Genomic DNA, 21,930 nt, shown 5'->3' on the forward strand with positions numbered 1-21,930 from the left:
CAGAATATATCGGCGCAACTACAAATATATCAGCGATTATTAAAATATATCGACTTACCGACAAAAAACGACAACAGTAACAATATATAAAAGGGTAGACTGCATGAAATTTTCATGCAGTCTACCCTTATTTGTACTATCCAACTTCCTTTTCTCGCTTCACACGTTCTTTAGCACTCCATTTAAACACCTTATCTAGTAGCGAGTATATTCTCCCAGATTCTTTCGTTAACAAAGGTCCTAACGATGCTAATATTAAAACATACAAAGCTGAGAACGGTTTAATCGCTGCCATTAAGCCACCCGCAATTCCAATATTCGCGACGATAATAGAAAATTCTCCGCGTGATACAAGTGTTAAACCGATATTCGTAGAAGCCTTATGCGATAACCCAGCTTTACGCCCCGCAACCATTCCAGCAGTAAAATTACCGATAAGAGTAATGAAAACTGCTCCTAATGCCAACCACACTGCTCCGCCAAGTGAAAATGGGTCTATACTTAAACCGAAGCTGAAAAAGAATATAGCTCCAAAGAAATCACGAAACGGAACGACAAGCTGTTCAATTCGATCACTATGCTCTGTTTCAGAAAAAACGAGTCCTAGTAATAATGCTCCAATTGCCTCTGCAACATGAATCGTTTCTGAAAATCCTGCTACAAAGAACAAAATAGCGAATATTACAATAATAAAAATTTCATTGGACGAAATATCTAACATTTTATTTAAAAACCGTGTAGCTTTTCTAGCAACTACAAAGAATAGTAGCATATAACCTACTGCGATTAAAATAGATGTAAGAGCACCTACAAATGATGTTGCCCCTCCAAGTACTAATCCTGAAACGACTGATAAATATACCGCTAAAAAGATATCATCAAACATAATGATTCCTAAAATTAGCTCCGTCTCTTTATTACCAGATCTTCTTAAATCAACAATTACTTTCGCAACAATTGCACTCGATGAAATTGTTATGATCCCAGCAATAATTAATGTTTCTAATAAGGGGAAACCCATTATATATCCGTAAAGTAAACCTAATATAAAATTAAGCGATATATGAACAGTTCCCCCAAAAGCAATTGATTTTCCTGATTTAATTAATTTTTTAATTGAGAATTCTAAACCTAAGTAAAATAGGAGGAATATGACGCCAACACGGCCGAGGAAGGAAATAACTTCTCCACTTTCAATAAATCTTAAATCGATAAGCCCTAAATCTGGGGCATGAGGCCCCACTAGCATACCGAGTATAATAAGAAACGGAATAATCGAGAACTTTAACTTTGCAGCGAGAATAGCTGCAAAAGCGACTAATACTAACGCAGTTCCAACTTCAAAGATTAAAGTATCCATCGATTATGAATCCCCTCCTACTGAAAGCAACTCATTAATAATTCTTTTCACTTCATGTCTTTCACCTGATAATACGAGCATATCGCCAGCTTCAATGATAGAATCTGGGCCTGGATTAAAGAACTTCTTCATATTCTTTTTCAAAATGGCAATAATCGTTATATTATATGTGTTTCGAACATGTAAACTACCAATTGTTTTTTGTACAACTGGTGCATTATTTTCCACCTTAAACCACTCAATTGATAATCCCTCAAAAGCCATTTCAATCGTATCTAAAGCTTGTGGCCTATATACCATTCCGCCCAATATAGCTGCAATTTGTCTCGCTTCAGAATCACGAAGAGAGACGCTTGAAATACTCTCTTCATGATCAGCATCAAAATGGTACATTTCTCTTCGGCCATCATCATGAATAACGATAACCATCTTTTCATTACCTTTTGTAATCACTTCAAACTTACATCCAATACCCGGCAGTTCACTCTCTCTAATATTCATATTTTCCGCCTCCTAATTTTTTAGTTACGGCTTTTATAAATCGACATCAATCTCCGTTTTAAAGCTCTCATCCTTTGAGATACCTAAATACTTTAGTGTCTCTGATGGAGTCGCGTGATGAAAATGTTTTTGCAATAGTGCAATCGCTATCCCTCTTTTGTACGCATGAAATCCGAACGTTTTTCGCATTGAATTCGTTCCGATTTTACCAACAACTCCAACTGCTTCTGCAGCATTATGAATTACACGATACGCTTGTTGGCGCGTAATTGAATTTGGCGTTTTATTAGATTGGAATACGTAATTTTCTCTTTTAACGCCAATAGATTGTACGTAATCTAAAAGCGCTTCTTTTACTTTTGTATTTAAATAAATATCTTGTTTAAATTTTTCATCTTTCACAGGAAGAGCATAAAACTCTTTAACAGTCCCGTCTTCATTTAATACATCTTCAAATTTCATGCTAAGTAGTTCTGTAATTTTTAATCCTGTGTTAATTCCAATAACAAATAAAAGATAATCTCGCTGGGAGTGCTCTTTTAAATATTTTTTCATAGCCTCAATTTGGCTTATATCTTTTAATGCCTCTACAACTTCCATACATGTATTCTCCTCATCTTATGAACGGTAATTTTCTCATTATGTTGTCCATTTTACCTTATCATGCTATGAGATTTCCATGTGTTATCCATTATTTTCACAATATACTCAGGTGGTTCTGAAAACTTTCAATGTGGAAACTTACGATTGTATAAATACGTTGCGGTAAAAAAATGTGGGGATAAAAGTTCAGCTTCTTTCTACAGATTGGATTCCTCCTTTCCTTATACAGCTACTTCTACTTTTATATTACGTTACTTACTTACATTATATTATACATTTCAGTAACATTAAAGTGTTTTTTCTGAAAATAATAAAAACCGAGCGTTTTTGCTCGGTTTTTATTATTAATCTTCTTTCGGAAGAACAATTCCTTTATACAATTGAACTGTAATGAAGTAATAAATCGCATAAATAACTACGAAAATTACGATTGGTATCCAAATACGGAAGTACGGATCGATTAAAATAAATCCGAAAATATTCATACCAACTAATACGTGAGCGATACCCACAATTGCTGGGAATAAGAATACTAAGAATAGCTCTTTATAAATCGATTTCGTTAATAACTCACGGCGCACACCGATTTTACGAAGCATTTGATAACGCGTAATATCTTTTGATGCACCAGAAAGAATTTTAAACATAAGACAGCTTGCCATCATTGCTAAGAACGCAATTCCAAGGAAGAATCCCATAAATACTGTTCCACTCGCAATGCCATAGAACCCACTATAAGCTTGATATTTACTATCCATTTGTTCAGCTTTTACATTTTTATATTTATCTAGCTGCAACTCGTCAAGTTTTTTCCATTCTTTTTTATATGTTAAAAAATCATCTGTTTTTCCGATAAATGCTATACCTTCTTTACCATTTATCCCATCATACATTTTTTGATCTACAATTTTAATTGCATGATCATTGTATAAATAATATGGATGGATTGTACTAAAAGCATCTGTCCATTCCGCTGAAAGTTCTTTAGTATTCCCATCTTTTTGATTCATCTCTCTAGAAACTGCACCTACCGGTAGTTCCTCTGAAACTTTTTTCGTATTTACTAAATCCTTCATAGACTTCATCTTTGCCATATCTTTTACGAAAGGACGATTTTTCTCTAAATCTTCTTTTACATAGTAAACGTATTTATCATCAACTTTGTAACGATATTCGCTTTTCTCTTTAAATGTAATACCATCTAAAATTTTCTTTTCTTCAGCTGTTGGATTATGAACTACTGAATCATATATTACTAAACCATCTACCATTTTTATAACGTTATTTTTAAATGCCATACCACCTGAAATTGCACCAGCTCCAAGTGCAACTAACATTGCCACTGTTGCAAGTACTTTTGTTAAACTATTAATTCGGAAGTTTAATTGTGCAAATGTAAAAGCATTAAGTCCTTTTTCACTACGCTTTTTATTACTTTTTAACTTTTTAATAATGACTGGAAGAAGTGAGCCAAATAGCATGTAAGTACCAGCTGTCGTTGTAATTAATGCAATAAGGATTCCCATCTCTTTTAGTTTTTCCATATAGATCATAGATGCATAACCTATACCTAATAAAATAACAGCAAGGAATGCCACTACAACTGTCTTTTTACCTTTTACTGCAACACGCTCTGTTTGTGCATCTGCATGTACTAGTTGCAATACAGAAATACGTGACAATTTAATACTGTTCATAATTGCTGATAATACAAATAGTGCAAAGAAGAAGATGCAAGTAACAGTCATAGATGGTAGATAAAATGCTTTATACCCTTCACCAGCAAATTCAAGCTGTTTCATTAATAACTGTCCAATACCTTCTGCAAGTCCTACTCCAACTGCAATCCCGATTGCAAGAGACGCAGCACCTAATACGATTGTTTCAATAAACATAAGTAATGTAACTTTATGTTTTTTCGCACCTAACATCATATACATACCGAACTCTTTTTGACGAAGAGATAATAAGAAAGAGTTTGCATATAAAATGTAGAAGAACGTTATAATTGCTAATAAAAATGATCCTGCTTGGAATACGAATCCAATAGATTTAATCACTGAATTAGATTCTAAAAATGCTTTATTCAGTGCTAACGTTTGGAACATGTAAAAAATGGAAATCGACATGACAAGACCGACAAGTAAGACGATATAATCTTTCAGCTTACTTTTCAGCCCCGACATGGAAAGTTTAAATAACATACTGGAACCTCCTTTCTTACGCCTTTTGTGTACCTAAATCTGCAAGTACATCTAAAATTTCTTTGTAGAACTCTTCACGCGTACCACCGCGATGAATTTCTTTATATAGCTCACCATCTTGAATGAATAAAATACGCTGACAGTAACTTGCACTATATGGATCATGCGTAACCATCATAATCGATACGCCTTGATCTTTATTTAAGTTTGTCATCGCATCAAGTAAACTCGTTGCATTTTTAGAATCAAGCGCTCCTGTTGGCTCGTCCCCTAAAATAATTGCCGGCTCATGCACTAAAGCACGCGCTGCTGCTGAACGTTGTTTCTGTCCACCAGATACTTCAGATGGATACTTTTGAAGTATTTCTGTAATCCCTAACATATCCGCTACTTTTTCTACTTTCGGTCCAATATTACGTGATGCGACACCTTGAAGAGAAAGTGGAAGTGCAATGTTTTCATAAATAGATAAGTTCTCTAATAAGTTAAAATCTTGGAAGATAAATCCTAATTTTTGCGAACGGAAATCTGAAAGCTCACCTTGCTTCATTTTTGTAATATCCGTTCCCGCAATTTCAACAACGCCACCTGTTGCCTTATCTAACGTTGAAATTACATTTAATAATGTCGTTTTACCGGAACCAGATGGTCCCATAATTCCAACAAACTCACCCTCTTGAATTGAGAATGAAACACCCTTTAACGCGTGTGATTGGTTCTCACCTTTTTTACCGTACACTTTTTGAACGTTTTTCACGTCTACAACTGGTTTCGTCATATATATCCTCCTACGCTTGTTTTTCCATTACCTATTTTGCGCTTTTTAGAAGTGAACTGCTATTTGTTAACATTACAATTACCTTACACTTTTGTAAGATAGAAAATGGATGCGTGTAAGGTTGGCTTTTCATACTAGTTCACATTTCGACATAGTAAATCGGTAAATGAAATTATATCGGCGATTGTTAAAATATATCAGCGGTTATTACACTTTTATCAGCGATTTTTCAAATATATCGGCGATTCTTACACTTTTATCAGCGATTACCAAAATATATCGACTTATCGACAAAAGATGACAATAAAAATAGGCTGTTCCGCGAAAGGAACAGCCCACTGATTAAAGTTTCACTTTATTTCTTTAAAGGTGTTACCGTCCAGTACGTAATAACACGCCAAATCCATTCTAATGGACCCATTTTAAAGATTTTCATCCAAATTACACTAAACACAATTTGAATTGCATAAATTGCGATACATACATATAACGTCTGCATGTATGTTAAATTTCCTGCAAAGTTAAATACACTACCAGCAATTAAAATCATTGCCGTTTGTCCGATATAATTTGTTAAAGCCATACGACCGTAGTATTTCAATGGTGCTAATAATGTTTGAACTGGTTTTAACTGAAGTAATAAAATTAATGCTCCTACATAGAAAGCTGAAATAATTGGTCCAACAGTAATACCAATTTTTAGAAACTGGCTTGCAACATCCATTGTTCCCTCTTCAGTTTCCATTATCCCATTTATAAATGGTTCAGCAGGAGCGTGCCCATATTGATACCATACTGCTATGACACTTAAAACAAACATAATACCTGTAAAAATAGCGACTTTCTTTATATTTTGCGTGAGATTTTCAAATACACGATATTGTCCTGCAGCAAGTCCTAATAAAATTAAGCCAAGTGGTAATAGTTCTTTAACTCCCATTACACTGAAGGCAATTGTCAAAATAAGTCCTAGTGCTAGGTTCACTTCTTTTTTCGCTTTATAAAACGGCAAAACGATTAACCCACAAATTGCGTATAACGCTAGTGCTTCTCCAGGCTGAAACATTTGATGAATTAAACCAAAAATAAATAATGCTACTAAGCGACGTAAAAATAAAACATAGCCATTCTTCCCTTTTGCAATCGCTCTTGAAATAAAGATATAGAATCCCACTCCAAATAAGAATGAGAAGATTGAGAAGAAACGACCTTCTACAAATAAGTATAAAAACCTTTGATAGCTAGCATCTACTGTATTAGGATATGGAGTTTTAATATTAAGTAGCGCTAGAATATTTACTAAAATAATCCCCAGTAATGCGAAGCCACGAATGTAATCTAACTCATCAATTCGCTTGTTTGTAATATTGTTCCCCATAAAGCAACTCCTTGTCCAAAATTTAATCCTCCCTTACTCTACTGGAAAAGGACAATTACAACTATCGGCAAACCTTACAGAAATCTTACACTATTGTCATATAGCAAAATAAAACCAGGTCATATTTCGACCTGGTTTACTCTGATTGTTTTGATTTTTGAGATTGTCCTTTTTTACTATTACGCTGTTTTACTTGAACAATGGGATCAAGTTCATTCGAAAACTCAGCGTTATGTCCATTTTGTGTTTTTTGCTCTGGATTATTTTGATCTGAACGTTTCGCCATTACATTCACTCCTTCTTAGTGCGGTGTAATAATCATTTGATGTTGCAATTGGCGAATTGCCATACGTGCTCTATTTAATTGCTCACGTTGCTCATCATTCGCATGTTGTTGCATCGTTTGTAAATCGTTATACGCTTGTTCTAATTGTAACTGTGCATCTGAATACTCCATCGTATTGTAATGCTCTTGTCTCATGCCTTGTTCTAATTGTTCTTTTGCATATTCCACCGCTTGTTCCGCTTGTGTAATATACGATTCAAGTGATTGACGCTCTGCCATAATTGTCCCTCCTTGCTTCAATTCCCCTTTAGTGTGTCCCTTCCATCTCTACCTTATGAGTATGTTATAATGGATTTTGTTTCATTTTGACTCGGCTTAGGAGGGAAAATAATGAAGGTTCAAAACCCTTTTCCATATACAAACGACAATAAACGTTATCATACATGGAATTACCATTTACGAAATGAATTTGGTGAAAAAATCTTTAAAGTTTCATTAGATGCTGGCTTCGATTGTCCAAACCGTGACGGTACAGTTGCTTACGGTGGCTGTACATTTTGTAGCGCTGCCGGATCTGGCGACTTCGCTGGTGATCGCCGCGATGATGTTATAACACAATATCATGAAATGAAAGAAAAAATGCGTTCAAAGTGGAAAGATGGCAAATGTATCGCTTATTTCCAAGCGTACACAAATACACATGCACCACTTGAAGTGTTAAAAGAAAAATTCGAACCGCTTCTAGCAGAAAAAGACGTTGTCGGTCTTTCTATCGCAACTCGTCCAGATTGTTTACCAGATGATGTTGTTGAATATTTAGCGGACTTAAATAAACGCACATACCTTTGGGTTGAACTCGGTTTACAAACTGTTCACGAACGAACTGCAAACCTTATTAATCGCGCTCACGATTATCCGTCTTACGTGGAAGGCGTAAATAAATTACGTAAGCACGGCATTAAAGTTTGCTCTCATATTATTAACGGTCTTCCACTTGAAGATTACGACATGATGATGGAAACAGCTCGTGAAGTAGCGAAACTTGACGTACAAGGAATTAAAATCCACTTACTTCACTTATTAAAAGGAACGCCAATGGTGAAGCAATATGAAAAAGGACAACTCGAATTCCTTTCTCTTGAGGATTACGTAAGTCTTGTTGTTGACCAACTTGAAATTATTCCAGAAGACGTAATTGTGCACCGTATCACAGGTGACGGCCCACCTGATTTAATGATTGGTCCAATGTGGAGCTTAAATAAATGGGAAGTATTAAATTCCATCGATGCAGAATTTGTACGCCGCGGAAGCTGGCAAGGAAAATATGCAAATGAGGAGAAACAACAATGAAATTAGAACGTGTATTACCGTTTGCTCGCACACTGCTGCAAACGGCTGTTAAAGAAGGCGACTACGCTGTAGATGCAACACTTGGAAATGGTCATGACACTTGCTTCCTAGCTGAAATTGTTGGGGATAGCGGAAAAGTATTTGGATTTGATATTCAAAAAGAAGCGATTGAAAGCTCAACAACTCGTCTAAAAGAAAAAGAACTTTTTGAACGTACTGTTTTAGTTCACGATAGTCACGATACACTTCTATCAGTACTACCAGAAGACGCAAAAGGAAAAGTAACAGGCGCTATCTTCAACTTAGGTTACCTTCCTGGCGGTGACAAGCATATCGTTACAAAACCGAACTCAACAATTTCGGCAATTGAACAATTACTAGAAGTAATGGCACCTGAGGGTATCATCGTCCTCGTCATTTACCACGGACACCCAGAAGGACAAGTAGAACGCGACGCTGTTCTCAAATTTGCAGAAGAGCTAGACCAAAAACAAGCTCACGTACTGCGATATGGCTTCATTAACCAGCAAAATAACCCGCCATTTATTGTGGCGATTGAGAAACGATAAAGTGAAACTTTAATCAGTGGGGGGAATCCCCACTGATTATTAGTTGAACCAATAGGGCATTTATGGGCAGTTTATCTCCCAACTAACTTCTTTGCTCCAGCCGAATTTTAAGGTGGAAGTTTTACTGCCCGTTAATGCGGGGTAATATATCAACGATTTTTCAATTATATCTATCGTAACTCGGGATATATCAACGATTTTTTCGATATATCTATCATAACTTACAATATATCAACGATTTCTCGGATATATCGATTGTTCGACAAAACATAACAAAAAAAGACGTGCATTCACTGCACGTCTTTTTTTATTCTCCTATATAATGGATATAAACATTCTTAAAGGAGACGAGACAATGATCGGAATACTAGCAGGAATGGGTCCAAAATCAACTGGACCATTCGTCGATACAGTTGTAGCAGGGTGTCAAACAATATACGGAGCAAAGCATGATATGGACTTTCCCCATATGATGATTTATTCATGCCCAACACCGTTTTACATGGATCGCCCTATTGATCACGAAGCAATGAAAAAAGCGATTATTGACGGGGCACAAAAACTCGAAAGTACTGGCGCAAGCTTTATCGCTATGCCGTGCAATACGGCACATCTTTATTTTGAAGAATTACAGCGTTCTCTTTCTATCCCAATTTTAAATATAGTTGACGAAACGTTAAAAGCAATTCCTGAAACTGCAAAAAGAGTCGCTCTTCTTGCAACGGAAGCGACAGTTCAAGCTGGTATTTATCAAGACGGGATTGCAAAACGGAATATAGAATACATTCATTATGAAAAATGGCAAAGGATGATTAATCAAATTATTACGTATATTAAAAGCGGAGAAGTTGAAGAAGCTCACAAATTATGGAACGCACTCGTTGTGCAATTGAAGGATGAAGTAGATACCGCAATTATCGCATGTACTGATTTGAATGTTGTGGCTAGTGAGGATTTTGTTGATTCTTCTCAATGTCTTGCGAAAGCGGTTGTTAGGATGTACTTATCAAATATAAAGAGATCTTCATAAACATAGAAAACACTCCTTCTAAAATGTGTTTTCTGTTTAATAAAAATCCCACAAACTTTTAACTTTCTTCACAATTCTTTCAAAGTAATCACACTTAATCTCGCTATATTAAATAAGTAGTTATTCATATAGGGAAGGTTAGGGGAACTGAAAGTATGAAACAAAATCGTTCGCTTCATTACATTTTTTGGCGTTGGCATTTTTATGCTGGACTTTTTATTACGCCGCTTCTTATTACTTTGTCACTGAGCGGAATTGGGTATTTATTTCGGGAGGAAGTTGAAGATTTCATCTATAAAGATTTATATTTTGGGAAGAGCGCCCAAACAGAGTCTATTTCGATGTCTGATTCTATTTCCTTAACCGAGAAAAAATATCCACATTATAGTGTGGCGAAAATTAGTGAGTTTAATGGGGATTATAATACGAGACTTACGATTACAAATGAATATACAGGGCAACAAAAGTATGTGTATTTAGATAGCAATAATCAAATTGTCGGAGATCAAAACGCAAGTGAAACGTTTGCCAATATAATGCGGGAATTACATAGTTCTCTTTTAGTTGGTGGCACTGTCATCAACTATACTGTAGAACTCGCGGCGTGCTGGACAATCTTTTTAATCGTAACCGGATTGTACATGAGTATACGCCAATTCAAAAACACACCAGCATCCAATAAGCGAGAAAAAGCAAAACGACGTCATTCTATTATCGGTATTATATTTACAATTCCACTCGTTCTGCTAGTCGCATCTGGATTGCCATGGTCAGGATTTATGGGTAACCAAATTTATAAAATTGCGTCGTCGAATGAATCGCTCGGATATCCGAAATTGTATATGGCGCCGCCTGAATCAAAGGTAAAAGAATTGCCATGGGCAACAAGAAAAGAAGCTCCTCCTGAATCGAATTCAAATGAACCGAAAGCTATTTCTGTCGATGAATTACAAAAAGGAATTGAAATAAAGAAGCCATACGTTATCTCACTACCAGCTGATCCGAAAGGTGTATTCACTGTTTCGAAATCGAGCGGTTCTGGTATTACAGGTATGCATGTTGCACCAAATGAAGAAATAACAGCTTACTTTGATCAATATAGCGGAAAGCTTATTTCCAAAACGGACTATCGTGATTATGGATTACTTGCACAATGGTTCACTTACGGCATCCCGCTTCATGAAGGACATTTATTTGGATGGCCAAATAAAATATTATGCTTACTAACGACATTATCTCTACTACTTCTTATTTATTACGGGGTAAAAATGTGGTTAGCAAGAAAGCCGAAAGGAAAATTAGCAGTACCTCCAAAACAAAGAGATAAGAACAGTATATTCGTTTTCTTTATCATGATGGTTATACTGGGCGCTGTCATGCCTTTATTTGGATTATCTGTATTAGTGATTTTTGCGATTGAACTTCTTATATATGTATTTTCAAAAATACAATCATAATGAAAAAAAAACCACTCTACATGAGTGGTTTTCTTCATCACTGCGCTGTTTTCTTTCGGTACATCTTCCCATTCCAATAGAAGAATCGTGAAGTGAGGCCTCCGTACTTTACAATGCGCCGTGCCATTTTGTGCATATTCTTTTGTGCTGATACTTTTTGATCTGATAAATAAATACCAAGTAACCCTCGGCTTATAAGGCGATGAAACTTCGCATGAGGCAAATCACCAATGCTCTTCTCTGCTTCTTCTACAAAATGTTTCATACGATCTAATATCGCTTGCTCGTTTTCGTAATAACTACAGAAATTCAAATCTCCGCCTATACGGTCTTCTTCTTGATCAATGAAATAATCCAGCAAAATATGAAGTCCTTGTACGTAAGGGAAGTATCCTTGTCTAATTTTCGCAATATCTTCATCATGTAATTCATCATGAAAGGCATATGCGACAAGACAGAAGATTCCAAGTGTAGAACCGGCACATGCTGAAAATTCAAACCAACTCATCTCTGGTAAGTTTTCTTTATGCGCTTCAAACCACTTTTGTAATCGTGGTTCTCTTTCTTCTAATTTTACATGTTTATGAATTTGTAAATCACAATAATAACAAGCAAGTTCATGAAGAACAGGAGCAATTTTGTCATAGTGCTTCGTTTTCTTTAAAACATCTTGGCATGTTTCAACAAGTTCATCTAAATAACCACCATCATCTTGATCATCACGATAACGATAATAATTACCGCCGCCTTCTACTTCAGGTGATAATGCCATTAACATCGATTCATGCAGTGCGGCAAAATCATTTGGATCAAGTGATGTACTGCGATCACATAAATTATCTAAATAGTCGCTGATCGTTTGATACGCTACGATAAAACGAATACATTCTTCTCGGTGTTCATTTGCTAGCAGAGCTAAAATACCACCGCCCTCGCAATGAAACGTTTTATGCTCAATACTTGCGATTGCCTGACTATGAAGCTCATCATTCGGAATATGGTAGGCACGCTCTTTCCACATCGCTAGCTCATGGTGTACAACCGGAAACACATCACGGTATACTTTCGCCATGAGCGTTATGGGATTACTCGGTACGTTCACTTCTTCCTTCATCTCCTCTATTAAATGTACAAATAATGATTTATTTGTTTGTTTTTACTATATTATTGACATGCATTTCAGTAAATGACTGAATATAACTCAAAATTTCATCACGCTCATACTCATTTAATAGCTCGTGATAACAATTCGGCCATTCTTTAAAAGCCTTATCACTTATTTTAACATTATCAAACCAAGTGCGGACACGTGTTTTATCTACAAGTTTATCCTCACAAGCTTGCATTAGCAAGAGCGGAACATCTGGAAAATCATCTATTTTTTTATGAGCAATTTCGATAGACTTGATCAATTCACTATACCAACGTACTGATACTTTGCGCAAGAACAAAGAATCATTCTCCATTGCATCTCTTACTTCATGGTTACGTGTTGACATTTCCACCGTAAGATTCGTTGCAAATTGCAATTTTGGAGCCACAACATTTAATATTTTTGAAGCAAATTGAAGCGGAGCAGAGGGTCCAGTCACTACCCCTAAACAAGGCGAACTCAAAATAACACCTTCTACATCTTCTCTCTTCGTTTCTTGCATCATACGAATGACAATAAGACCACCCATACTATGACCGAATAGAAAAATAGGTAACCTATACTTTCTTGCTTCTTTCACCCATAATTTAACTTCCTCTATGTATTCATCAAATGAATCAATATGTCCTCTATTTCTTGAAGTCGTTCCATGTGACGGAAGATCCCCCATCACGACGTGGTAGCCGATATGATTCCACATTTCCGCAACTGCTTCGTAACGTCCGTGATATTCCATTGCGCCGTGCACAATAACAATGACAGCTTTTGCTTCCTCCGCTTCATAATTCCACATACGGCTCTCCTCCATTTCACTCTTTCTCATAATTTGATACACTAAAACTAGTCTCTAGGAAAGGAAGACTTTACATGATATATCCTTACAAAGAAAAAAAACCGAAAATTGCGAGTAGTGCTTTTATCGCTGACTATGTTACGATTACAGGCGATGTTTCCGTTGGCGAGGAATCAAGTATTTGGTTTAATACAGTCATCCGTGGTGATGTGTCACCGACAATCATTGGAGACCGAGTAAATGTACAAGACCAATGTACACTTCACCAAAGCCCACAGTATCCTCTTATTTTAGAAAACGACGTAACAATTGGGCATCAAGTCATTTTACATAGTTGCCATATTAAGAAAGATGCTTTAATTGGAATGGGATCTATTATATTAGATGGTGCTGAAATTGGCGAAGGAGCTTTTATCGGCGCTGGAAGCCTCGTTTCACAAGGAAAGAAAATTCCGCCGAACACGTTAGCTTTCGGTCGTCCCGCGAAAGTCATTCGTGAATTAACAGAAGAAGACCGTAAAGATATGGAGCGTATTCGCACGCAATACGTTGAAAAAGGTCAATATTATAAATCATTACAGAAGTAAATTTCCGCTGCCATAAGATTGGCAGCTTTTTTTATATAAAATCTAACTTTTTCTTTACAAAACATTATTACTCCCTCAACAAAATCTTATTAAAATAAAAGCTAATATCTCCATATATATGTAGATGAGGGAGGAGAATTTTCATGAAGGTCAGTGGATTATATAAAATAGAATGTTACATTTTCAGAGGAATTAACCGCTACTTTGATCAAAAAACATTAAATATCTTTTTCAGCAATATTACTCATATCGGTGGCGCGACTTTCTCCATCGCACTCACACTTTTCTTTTTAATTTTCGCAAAGGGAACTTTGCATCAAGCTGCAATTGCAACTGCTATTTCGTTAGCAATTAGCCATATTCCTGTGCAAATATTAAAAAGGTGGTATCCGCGAAAACGTCCTTATTTAACAATTCAGGATGCAAAATATCCAGTCCATCCATTAAAAGACCACTCTTTCCCGTCTGGTCATACAACAGCCGTTTTCTCTGTCTTCATTCCATTTATTTGCTATAATCCAAGCTTACTTGCTTTCCTATTACCGTTAGCATTATGCGTCGGTATTTCACGTATTTATTTAGGACTTCACTATCCGTCAGATGTATTCGTCGGTATGTGCCTTGGCACTTGCTCTGGCATCATCTCTTTTTATCAATTCATCCCACTTTTCACATAAAGGAGTGATATGATGAGAGTCGCCATTTTTACCGATACTTTTACGCCACAAGTTAACGGGGTTGCGAAAACGTTAGAGCGATTAACACAATATTTTCAGAAAGAACAGATCGCCTATTCTGTTTTCGCTCCTCAGCATACAGCTGAAGATAATTTTGTAGCGAATGTGAATAAGATGAGAAGTATCCCGTTAACAATATTATATCCAGAATGTCGTTTTTCTTTTCCTACTCCGCGCATTAAACGAGAACTACTTTCCTTTAAACCTGACATTATTCACATTGCCACACCTTTCAACATGGGACTTTGTGGATTGTATTATGCAAAAAAGTTAAACATCCCAGTTGTCGGTTCTTATCATACTGATTTCGATGCCTATTTACGTTATTACAAAATCGAATTCCTCTCCAATATGCTGTGGAACTATTTAAAATGGTTTCATAGTCATATGCAAAAAAATTTTGTACCTTCCTTTGAAACATTACATCAATTAAAAAACAAAGGCTTTCAGACCCTCTCTATATGGGGACGTGGTGTAGATTGCACACTCTTTCATCCTGCTTACAATACAGACCTATTCCGAAAAAAATATAATATTACAGCGAAGTATGTCCTTTCCTATGTTGGACGAATTGCTCCTGAAAAAGATATTGATACGCTGCAACACCTTATCGTTAAAACAGCACATACTCGAAACGATATTCATTGGCTCATTGCAGGAGATGGTCCTCTAGCAACAAGTTTACGTGAAGCTGTTCCGAAAACAAATATCACTTTTACTGGCTATTTACAAAGTACAGATTTAGCTGAAGCATATGCTTGTTCTAACATAATGGTGTTTCCATCAGCTACTGAAACATTCGGAAATGTCGTACTTGAATCACTCGCATGCGGTACACCTGTCATTGGTGCAAATAGTGGCGGGGTTAAAAATATTATTACAGATGGAAAAACGGGAGTTCTTTGTCCGCCTAAAAATGAAGATGCATTTCTATCATCCATTTATTTTTTATTACAAAATGAAGAAAAACTTGAGCAGATGGGAATAGCAGCTTCATCTTTTGCGAAATCAAAGAGCTGGGATGAGATCTTTCACGGTTTGCTTAACCAATATGAAGAAGTCCTGCAGCATAACGCATCAGAGTTGCTTGCTTAAATAGAAAAACTCCCTTCAAAAAAACGAAGGGAGTTTATTACATGGTTATAAATTTTAGTTTAATAAATGATACATAAGGTTAAACATTGTTTTATTTCTATTTTAATTATATCAAAAATAAACATAAATAAACAGACTTGTAATAAAAACCCATAAAAATTAATATATGGTTATACAGTATTTTAAACTGTATAATGATTTTAAGAATTCCCCTTAAAATCAACTTACTCACATACCTTTATACAGCAATTGTTCCCCAATTCTGTATATCAAAAAACCTTTCATTCATTTGAAAGGTCTTTTTGAGCCTGCACATATTCTTCTTTCGTATTTACATTTATAAACCAATCCGCATTCGCTTGTACATCTTCTCCAGAAACATACTTCACATTACATTGTGATAAAAGCTGGCCCATACTTCTTTTTTCTTCCTGAAGTAAAGCATAAATCTTTTCTTTCACGCGGTTGTGATACGCTGCAAGTAACGGTTGTTTTCTTCCATTAATAATAGGTACAACCGCATCATATTCATTACTCGTTTGCTCTAATAAAATGATAAACCATTCATGCGAAACGTTTGGTGCATCGCAAGGCATAATAGCGTACCAATCTGCTTCTATGTATTCCATACCTGATACAATGCCGGCAAGCGGTCCATTTCCTTTATAGTGCGGGATATCTTCTATAACAGGAACTTGTACGAATTGCTCTACTCGCTCTTTTATATCAGTATGGCTAATTACTACAATGTCTTGCAAAGTAGTTCCCATCACTTTCACAATATGCTCAACAAAAGTAGTTCCCTTCCAAATTGCTAACGCTTTCGGCTCACCAAATCTACTCGACATACCGCCCGCTAATACAATTCCAGCACACTTCCTCATTGGCGATGCAGCTCAAACGTAATATGGCCTAATTCCGGTAAAATTAATTTATTCATCGCAAGTCGAACCGCTCCGCTAGACCCTGGCATCGAGAAGACTACTTTGCGCCCAATTGTACCACCAATCGCTCTACTTAACATTGCGCTGCTTCCGATATCTTCTAAATAACTAATCATACGGAACAGCTCACCAAATCCAACAATTTCTTTATCTAATAACGCTGATACTGCTTCAATTGTAACATCGCGTTTCGTAATACCAGTACCGCCATTTGTTAATACAACATCTACATCTCCCTTATGATAACCAGCTAACACTGCTTGCTGAATACTTTCTTTATCATCTTTTACAATTTCATAAGAAGTTACTTTATGTCCCGCTTCTTTTAACAATTCATGTAATAGTTGTCCGCTCTTATCTGTTTCTTCCGTACGTGTATCGGAAATCGTAACAATCTTGCAACGCACTTCTTTTGGAGCTTGCTTTTTATGTTCAGTTACACTCATTTTTTATCTTTCCTTTCTTAAAGACTTTTCTTCATTTTATCATACATACCTTTACACAATTATGTATGAAGCCACTCATGCGGCATGATACAATATAAGTATACTAACCCACAAAAAGGAAAGTGTACTTTCTTATACTCCTAGACTACACATCTTTAGCTACTCTTTATATTTTCTACATAATAGAATTCAATTTTAAAACTTGTACTAAAAAATAAATTGGAGGTCTACATAGTATGGAACTTTATAAAAAATTAACAACAACATTTATCCTCTTATTCATCGCTTCAATCACTGTCGGCTTTTCCTTAAAAGGCGCAATTCCATACGCTACATTAGTAAGCATTATATTTGCGACACTATTTTTACTAAGTAGTGCCTTTTGCGCAAGTAAAGCACGTCAAATGAAAGGTTGATTACATATGTTCAGAAAGAAATCAATCTTTTGTAAATCATGTAAAACAGAAATACAAACGTATGAAAAAGCGTGGATTCATATGCCCTTTCCGGCGAATGGCATGACGAATATGAAAAAGTATATTGAATTAGAAGGACAAATTTATTGTAGTTCGTGTGTTGAGATAATGAATAAAAACCAGTAAATACAAAAGGGGTGTTTACATTGTTTGAGTCCAACCGTATCCAGTTACGAAAGTTTTCCGAAGATGATATTCTAACATATTATAAATGGCATAATGATATAGACGTTATGAGTTCAACTACACTTACTCTTGATAAATATTCCTTTCAAGACACAGAAAAACTTTGCCAGCAATTTATTCATTCTTCGAACTCTAAGAGCTATATCATTGAAGAAAAAGCTACGCATCTTCCAATTGGTATTACTTCTTTAATTCATATTGATTCGTATAATCGAAACGCTGAATGCATTATTGATATTGGTAAAAAGGATTACTGGGGACAAGGTTATGGGCAGGAAGCTTTAACCCTATTATTGGATTATGCATTTTTAGAATTAAATTTACATCGCCTTTCTTTACGAGTATTTTCTTTTAACGATAGAGCAGTTAAATTATATAAATCACTTGGTTTTCAACATGAAGGAACTTGTAAAGAAGCTATATTCCGCAACGGCACTTGGCATGACATTGAACTCTTCGCTTTATTCCAACGTAATTATAAATAAAAAAAGCTTTGCGCTCACCGCGCAAAGCTTTTTTTCATATATTATAGACCAGCTTGCTCTTTTAAAGCTGCAGCTTTGTCTGTACGTTCCCATGATAGATCTACATCAGTACGTCCGAAGTGGCCGTAAGCTGCTGTTTGTTTGTAAATTGGGCGACGTAAGTCTAACATTTTAATAATACCAGCTGGGCGAAGATCGAAGTTGTTACGAACTAGTTCTACTAGTACGTCTTCAGATACTTTACCAGTGCCGAATGTATCAACTGAAATTGATACTGGTTGTGCTACACCGATTGCGTATGCAAGTTGTACTTCTGCTTTTTCAGCAAGACCAGCTGCTACGATGTTTTTCGCAACATAACGAGCTGCATATGCTGCAGAACGGTCAACTTTCGTTGCATCTTTACCAGAGAATGCACCGCCACCGTGGCGAGCGTATCCACCGTAAGTATCAACGATGATTTTACGTCCTGTTAAACCAGCATCACCTTGTGGTCCACCAATTACGAAGCGGCCAGTTGGATTAATGAAGAATTTCGTTTCTTCATCCATTAATTCTGCTGGTACTACAGCTTTAATTACGTGCTCTTTTAAATCGCGATCGATTTCTTCCCATGTAACATCTGGGTGATGTTGTGTAGAAATTACGATAGTATCAACACGTACTGGTTTACCATTTTCATCATACTCAACTGTAACTTGCGTTTTTCCATCTGGACGTAAGTATGATAATGTATCATCTTTACGTACTTCAGTTAAACGGCGAGCTAATTTGTGAGCAAGCGAGATTGGAAGTGGCATTAATTCTTGTGTTTCATTACATGCAAAACCAAACATTAAACCTTGGTCTCCTGCACCAATCGCCTCAATCTCAGCGTCAGTCATTTGACCTTCGCGTGCTTCTAGCGCTTGGTCAACACCCATAGCGATGTCAGCAGACTGCTCATCGATAGATGTTAAAACAGCACAAGTTTCTGCATCGAATCCGTATTTTGCGCGTGTGTAACCAATGCCTTGAATTGTTTCACGAACGATTTTCGGAATATCTACGTAAGTAGAAGTCGTAATTTCCCCCGCTACCAATACTAAACCAGTTGTTACAGTTGTTTCACAAGCTACACGTGCATTTGCGTCTTTTGATAAGATCGCATCTAAAATTGAATCAGAAATTTGGTCACAAATTTTATCTGGATGTCCTTCAGTTACAGACTCAGATGTGAACAGATGACGTTTTTTTGTCATGTGGTAAACCTCCCTACAGTAATTGTATATATTGTACGGAACTCATCCTTAATTTGCCACAAACTGCGACATACATTTATTCTCCCACACAAGCATACAGAAAAACCTTTCCTACTTTACATAGAGGAAAGGTTTAATTTGCTACTTGCATACTGCTTTTTGCCCTTCGCTCTTATCGTTCGAGACCTGTAGCCTCGCACAGGTTTTAGCACCTATTCACCTGCATTTATCAATACAAGTGAGGTTGCTGGGCTTCATCGGGCCTGTCCCTCCGCCAGCTCGGGATAAGAGAGTATCCGTCCCAACCTATACTAAAGAAATGATATTCATTTGTCAATTAATATTCACATTTTCCTGAAAGTTTTTCTCAATACGCCTGAAATGAAATATTAATAAGGAAATAATGCATTCACACAAACAAAAAGAAATAAATAGTATACATTATTTATATAATTGTGTTATACTCTTGTTGGGGATTACGAGAAATATTTCATTAAATGAAAAGGATGGTATATAAATATGAGTACTGTGAATGTCCAAATTGGTTTACACGAATTATTGAACGGAAGCAATGCACAGATTCAACTAAGTGTTCCGCAATTAGTGGAAAAAGTATTAATGCGAAATGAAGGGAAATTAACTTCTACTGGTGCCGTTTCTGCTTCAACAGGAAAATATACAGGACGTTCTCCTAAAGATAAATTTATTGTGAAAGAAGCATCGGTTGCTGACAAAATTGCTTGGGGAGCTGTGAACCAACCGATTTCTGAAGAACATTTTAATAAATTATATACTAAAGTTTTAGAATACTTAAAGGAAAAAGAAGAGTTATTCGTCTTCAAAGGATTTGCAGGCGCTGACCGCAATTACCGCCTACCAATTCAAGTTATTAACGAATATGCATGGCACAATTTATTTGTACATCAATTATTCATTCGTCCAACTGAAGAAGAGTTAACGACTCATGAATCAGAGTTCACAATTGTTTCTGCACCGAATTTCAAAGCTGATCCAGCTGTTGACGGTACAAACTCTGAAGCATTCATTATGGTTTCATTCGAAAAACGCATCGTATTAATTGGTGGTACAGAATACGCTGGAGAAATGAAAAAATCAATCTTCTCTATTATGAACTTCTTATTACCTGAACAAGATATTCTTTCTATGCATTGTTCTGCAAACGTAGGTGAAGAAGGCGATGTAGCATTATTCTTCGGTTTATCTGGAACAGGTAAAACAACATTATCTGCTGATCCAAACCGTAAATTAATTGGTGATGATGAGCACGGTTGGTCTGATAACGGTGTATTCAATATTGAAGGCGGTTGCTACGCGAAATGTGTAAACCTTTCTCACGAGAAAGAACCACAAATTTTCGATGCAATCACATTTGGATCTGTTTTAGAAAACGTTATCATTAATGACCAAACGCGTATCGCAGACTATAACGATACTACTTTAACAGAAAATACTCGTGCTGCATACCCTATGCATGCGATCGACAATATCGTACTGCCAAGTGTTGCTGGACACCCAAATACAATCATTTTCTTAACTGCTGATGCATCTGGCGTCTTGCCTCCAATCAGTAAGTTATCAAAAGAACAAGCTATGTATCATTTCTTAAGTGGTTATACTAGTAAACTAGCAGGAACAGAGCGCGGTGTTACATCTCCGCAAGCAACATTCTCAACTTGCTTCGGTTCACCATTCTTACCACTTGATGCATCTCGCTATGCTGAAATGCTTGGTGAAAAAATTGAGAAACACGATGCGAAAGTATTCTTAGTAAACACTGGCTGGACTGGTGGCGAATACGGCGTTGGTAAACGTATGAACTTAGGTTACACTCGTGCAATGATTCAAGCTGCATTAAACGGTGAACTTGCGAAAACTGAAACAGCTAAACATGACATCTTTGGTCTTGAAGTTCCACTTCACGTACCAGGTGTACCTGACGAAGTGTTAATGCCTGAACAAACTTGGGCTGATAAAGCTGCTTACAAAGCAAAAGCAATCGAACTTGCAAACGAATTCAAAGCTAACTTCAAAAAGTTCGACAGCGTATCTGAAGACATTATTAACTTAGGCGGTCCAATCGCTTAAATTAAAACTTTCTGTTGAAATAACCCTTTACTCATATGAATAAGTGTCGTGTAACCGTAAAGTTTCGCGTACTCACCGACAAAACCCAATGCGGCTTAACGATTACACACACTTACATAAAAAAGAAGCTTACGTGAAAACGTAAGCTTCTTTCTATATCTTATA

Annotated in this window: 24 protein-coding genes and 1 riboswitch; of the genes, 11 read left to right on the plus strand and 13 right to left on the minus strand. The window is 36.3% G+C overall.

Annotation, left to right across the window (positions count from 1 at the left end; genetic code table 11):
* Positions 1–136: 136 nt before the first annotated feature.
* From GBN78_RS00995 to GBN78_RS01035, 8 genes are all read right to left on the minus strand, one after another.
* Positions 137–1,360 (minus strand): cation:proton antiporter, encoded by a 1,224-nt coding sequence (locus GBN78_RS00995; protein WP_000380174.1) that lies wholly within the window; start codon positions 1,358–1,360, stop codon positions 137–139.
* A gap of 3 nt (positions 1,361–1,363) precedes the next feature.
* A complete protein-coding gene (locus tag GBN78_RS01000; RefSeq protein ID WP_128267161.1) occupies positions 1,364–1,861 on the minus strand; it encodes a cation:proton antiporter regulatory subunit in 498 nt (165 codons plus the stop codon).
* A gap of 33 nt (positions 1,862–1,894) precedes the next feature.
* Entirely contained in the window at positions 1,895–2,461 is a 567-nt protein-coding gene (locus GBN78_RS01005; RefSeq protein WP_000454205.1) for a tyrosine-type recombinase/integrase, read from the minus strand.
* Positions 2,462–2,808: 347 nt separating this feature from the next.
* The gene (locus GBN78_RS01015; RefSeq protein ID WP_098300179.1) at positions 2,809–4,668 is read right to left on the minus strand and encodes an FtsX-like permease family protein; all 1,860 of its coding nucleotides are present in this window, start codon (positions 4,666–4,668) and stop codon (positions 2,809–2,811) included.
* 16 nt (positions 4,669–4,684) lie between these two features.
* Positions 4,685–5,446: an ABC transporter ATP-binding protein gene (locus GBN78_RS01020; protein ID WP_000165837.1), complete on the minus strand. Its 762-nt coding sequence runs from the start codon at positions 5,444–5,446 to the stop codon at positions 4,685–4,687.
* Positions 5,447–5,801: 355 nt separating this feature from the next.
* A complete protein-coding gene (locus tag GBN78_RS01025) occupies positions 5,802–6,824 on the minus strand; it encodes a DUF418 domain-containing protein (protein ID WP_000527736.1) in 1,023 nt (340 codons plus the stop codon).
* Between the two features lie 136 nt (positions 6,825–6,960).
* Entirely contained in the window at positions 6,961–7,110 is a 150-nt protein-coding gene (locus tag GBN78_RS01030; protein WP_098300181.1) for a glycogen biosynthesis protein GlgD, read from the minus strand.
* Positions 7,111–7,125: 15 nt separating this feature from the next.
* Positions 7,126–7,389 (minus strand): YtzC family protein, encoded by a 264-nt coding sequence (locus GBN78_RS01035; protein ID WP_000840871.1) that lies wholly within the window; start codon positions 7,387–7,389, stop codon positions 7,126–7,128.
* Positions 7,390–7,500: 111 nt separating this feature from the next.
* On the opposite strand from GBN78_RS01035, the gene mnmL reads away from it, so the two are divergent.
* The 4 genes from mnmL (at position 7,501) to GBN78_RS01060 (ending at position 11,516) form a co-directional block, all read left to right on the plus strand.
* A complete protein-coding gene (gene mnmL, locus GBN78_RS01040) occupies positions 7,501–8,460 on the plus strand; it encodes a tRNA modification radical SAM protein MnmL/YtqA (RefSeq protein ID WP_000868030.1) in 960 nt (319 codons plus the stop codon).
* Entirely contained in the window at positions 8,457–9,029 is a 573-nt protein-coding gene (gene mnmM, locus GBN78_RS01045) for a tRNA 5-(aminomethyl)-2-thiouridylate-methyltransferase MnmM (protein ID WP_000764497.1), read from the plus strand. The genes mnmL and mnmM overlap by 4 nt, the downstream gene beginning before the upstream one ends.
* 355 nt (positions 9,030–9,384) lie before the next feature.
* Positions 9,385–10,059 (plus strand): aspartate/glutamate racemase family protein, encoded by a 675-nt coding sequence (locus GBN78_RS01050; protein WP_152126882.1) that lies wholly within the window; start codon positions 9,385–9,387, stop codon positions 10,057–10,059.
* 155 nt (positions 10,060–10,214) lie between these two features.
* Complete coding sequence (locus GBN78_RS01060; RefSeq protein WP_128267163.1) at positions 10,215–11,516, plus strand: PepSY-associated TM helix domain-containing protein; 1,302 nt, start codon at positions 10,215–10,217, stop codon at positions 11,514–11,516.
* A gap of 37 nt (positions 11,517–11,553) precedes the next feature.
* Here GBN78_RS01060 and GBN78_RS01065 read toward each other — a convergent pair whose 3' ends face one another.
* Positions 11,554–12,618, minus strand: a complete 1,065-nt coding sequence (locus GBN78_RS01065) for a tetraprenyl-beta-curcumene synthase family protein (protein ID WP_001102467.1) — start codon at positions 12,616–12,618, stop codon at positions 11,554–11,556.
* A 40-nt stretch (positions 12,619–12,658) separates the two neighbouring features.
* On the minus strand, positions 12,659–13,462 hold the full coding sequence (locus tag GBN78_RS01070; RefSeq protein ID WP_000267425.1) for an alpha/beta hydrolase: 804 nt from the start codon (positions 13,460–13,462) through the stop codon (positions 12,659–12,661).
* Between the two features lie 74 nt (positions 13,463–13,536).
* Between GBN78_RS01070 and GBN78_RS01075 the strand changes: the two genes are divergently transcribed.
* The 3 genes from GBN78_RS01075 to GBN78_RS01085 all read left to right on the plus strand — a co-directional run bounded on the left by GBN78_RS01075 (position 13,537) and on the right by GBN78_RS01085 (position 15,881).
* Entirely contained in the window at positions 13,537–14,049 is a 513-nt protein-coding gene (locus tag GBN78_RS01075) for a gamma carbonic anhydrase (protein ID WP_000640186.1), read from the plus strand.
* Positions 14,050–14,192: 143 nt separating this feature from the next.
* Complete coding sequence (locus tag GBN78_RS01080) at positions 14,193–14,726, plus strand: phosphatase PAP2 family protein (protein ID WP_000868592.1); 534 nt, start codon at positions 14,193–14,195, stop codon at positions 14,724–14,726.
* A 12-nt stretch (positions 14,727–14,738) separates the two neighbouring features.
* A complete protein-coding gene (locus tag GBN78_RS01085; RefSeq protein ID WP_074596461.1) occupies positions 14,739–15,881 on the plus strand; it encodes a glycosyltransferase family 4 protein in 1,143 nt (380 codons plus the stop codon).
* Between the two features lie 281 nt (positions 15,882–16,162).
* Here the strand turns inward: GBN78_RS01085 and GBN78_RS01090 are convergent, their stop codons facing one another.
* Together GBN78_RS01090 and GBN78_RS01095 are read right to left on the minus strand one after the other, a co-directional pair.
* Positions 16,163–16,765: a molybdenum cofactor guanylyltransferase gene (locus GBN78_RS01090; protein WP_098300188.1), complete on the minus strand. Its 603-nt coding sequence runs from the start codon at positions 16,763–16,765 to the stop codon at positions 16,163–16,165.
* The gene (locus tag GBN78_RS01095; RefSeq protein ID WP_000117128.1) at positions 16,762–17,271 is read right to left on the minus strand and encodes a MogA/MoaB family molybdenum cofactor biosynthesis protein; all 510 of its coding nucleotides are present in this window, start codon (positions 17,269–17,271) and stop codon (positions 16,762–16,764) included. The genes GBN78_RS01090 and GBN78_RS01095 overlap by 4 nt, the downstream gene beginning before the upstream one ends.
* A 236-nt stretch (positions 17,272–17,507) precedes the next feature.
* Between GBN78_RS01095 and GBN78_RS01100 the strand changes: the two genes are divergently transcribed.
* From GBN78_RS01100 to GBN78_RS01110, 3 genes are read left to right on the plus strand one after another with little or no spacing between them, the layout of a single operon-like run.
* Positions 17,508–17,687 carry a hypothetical protein gene (locus tag GBN78_RS01100; RefSeq protein ID WP_000424800.1) on the plus strand — a complete coding sequence of 60 codons (180 nt, stop codon included), beginning with the start codon at positions 17,508–17,510 and terminating at the stop codon, positions 17,685–17,687.
* A 6-nt stretch (positions 17,688–17,693) separates the two neighbouring features.
* Positions 17,694–17,873, plus strand: coding sequence for a hypothetical protein (locus GBN78_RS30555; protein WP_000488709.1), 180 nt, complete (start codon positions 17,694–17,696; stop codon positions 17,871–17,873).
* 20 nt (positions 17,874–17,893) lie between these two features.
* The gene (locus GBN78_RS01110; RefSeq protein ID WP_000464119.1) at positions 17,894–18,418 is read left to right on the plus strand and encodes a GNAT family N-acetyltransferase; all 525 of its coding nucleotides are present in this window, start codon (positions 17,894–17,896) and stop codon (positions 18,416–18,418) included.
* A 41-nt stretch (positions 18,419–18,459) separates the two neighbouring features.
* Here GBN78_RS01110 and metK read toward each other — a convergent pair whose 3' ends face one another.
* Complete coding sequence (gene metK, locus GBN78_RS01115; RefSeq protein WP_074596457.1) at positions 18,460–19,659, minus strand: methionine adenosyltransferase; 1,200 nt, start codon at positions 19,657–19,659, stop codon at positions 18,460–18,462.
* Positions 19,660–19,828: 169 nt separating this feature from the next.
* A riboswitch (SAM riboswitch) is annotated at positions 19,829–19,950 on the minus strand.
* 228 nt (positions 19,951–20,178) lie between these two features.
* On the opposite strand from metK, the gene pckA reads away from it, so the two are divergent.
* Positions 20,179–21,765, plus strand: coding sequence for a phosphoenolpyruvate carboxykinase (ATP) (gene pckA, locus GBN78_RS01120; RefSeq protein ID WP_000108802.1), 1,587 nt, complete (start codon positions 20,179–20,181; stop codon positions 21,763–21,765).
* Positions 21,766–21,930 lie beyond the last annotated feature (165 nt).

The organism is Bacillus sp. B2-WWTP-C-10-Post-4, assembly GCF_009183805.1.
Taxonomy (GTDB): Bacteria; Bacillota; Bacilli; order Bacillales; family Bacillaceae_G; genus Bacillus_A; species Bacillus_A cereus.

Bases quoted from the DNA above. Each gene is read 5' to 3' on its own strand.
- GBN78_RS01020 (WP_000165837.1), bottom strand. From the start codon at position 5,446: ATGACGAAACCAGTTGTAGACGTGAAAAACGTTCAAAAAGTGTACGGT.
- GBN78_RS01035 (WP_000840871.1), bottom strand. From the start codon at position 7,389: ATGGCAGAGCGTCAATCACTTGAATCGTATATTACACAAGCGGAACAA.
- GBN78_RS01015 (WP_098300179.1), bottom strand. From the start codon at position 4,668: ATGTTATTTAAACTTTCCATGTCGGGGCTGAAAAGTAAGCTGAAAGAT.
- GBN78_RS01030 (WP_098300181.1), bottom strand. From the start codon at position 7,110: ATGGCGAAACGTTCAGATCAAAATAATCCAGAGCAAAAAACACAAAAT.
- GBN78_RS01100 (WP_000424800.1), top strand. From the start codon at position 17,508: ATGGAACTTTATAAAAAATTAACAACAACATTTATCCTCTTATTCATC.
- GBN78_RS01090 (WP_098300188.1), bottom strand. From the start codon at position 16,765: ATGAGGAAGTGTGCTGGAATTGTATTAGCGGGCGGTATGTCGAGTAGA.
- mnmL (WP_000868030.1), top strand. From the start codon at position 7,501: ATGAAGGTTCAAAACCCTTTTCCATATACAAACGACAATAAACGTTAT.
- GBN78_RS30555 (WP_000488709.1), top strand. From the start codon at position 17,694: ATGTTCAGAAAGAAATCAATCTTTTGTAAATCATGTAAAACAGAAATA.
- GBN78_RS01000 (WP_128267161.1), bottom strand. From the start codon at position 1,861: ATGAATATTAGAGAGAGTGAACTGCCGGGTATTGGATGTAAGTTTGAA.
- GBN78_RS01060 (WP_128267163.1), top strand. From the start codon at position 10,215: ATGAAACAAAATCGTTCGCTTCATTACATTTTTTGGCGTTGGCATTTT.
- GBN78_RS01050 (WP_152126882.1), top strand. From the start codon at position 9,385: ATGATCGGAATACTAGCAGGAATGGGTCCAAAATCAACTGGACCATTC.
- GBN78_RS01080 (WP_000868592.1), top strand. From the start codon at position 14,193: ATGAAGGTCAGTGGATTATATAAAATAGAATGTTACATTTTCAGAGGA.
- GBN78_RS01075 (WP_000640186.1), top strand. From the start codon at position 13,537: ATGATATATCCTTACAAAGAAAAAAAACCGAAAATTGCGAGTAGTGCT.
- GBN78_RS01070 (WP_000267425.1), bottom strand. From the start codon at position 13,462: ATGTGGAATTATGAAGCGGAGGAAGCAAAAGCTGTCATTGTTATTGTG.
- GBN78_RS01005 (WP_000454205.1), bottom strand. From the start codon at position 2,461: ATGGAAGTTGTAGAGGCATTAAAAGATATAAGCCAAATTGAGGCTATG.
- metK (WP_074596457.1), bottom strand. From the start codon at position 19,659: ATGACAAAAAAACGTCATCTGTTCACATCTGAGTCTGTAACTGAAGGA.
- GBN78_RS01095 (WP_000117128.1), bottom strand. From the start codon at position 17,271: ATGAGTGTAACTGAACATAAAAAGCAAGCTCCAAAAGAAGTGCGTTGC.
- GBN78_RS01025 (WP_000527736.1), bottom strand. From the start codon at position 6,824: ATGGGGAACAATATTACAAACAAGCGAATTGATGAGTTAGATTACATT.
- pckA (WP_000108802.1), top strand. From the start codon at position 20,179: ATGAGTACTGTGAATGTCCAAATTGGTTTACACGAATTATTGAACGGA.
- mnmM (WP_000764497.1), top strand. From the start codon at position 8,457: ATGAAATTAGAACGTGTATTACCGTTTGCTCGCACACTGCTGCAAACG.
- GBN78_RS00995 (WP_000380174.1), bottom strand. From the start codon at position 1,360: ATGGATACTTTAATCTTTGAAGTTGGAACTGCGTTAGTATTAGTCGCT.
- GBN78_RS01085 (WP_074596461.1), top strand. From the start codon at position 14,739: ATGAGAGTCGCCATTTTTACCGATACTTTTACGCCACAAGTTAACGGG.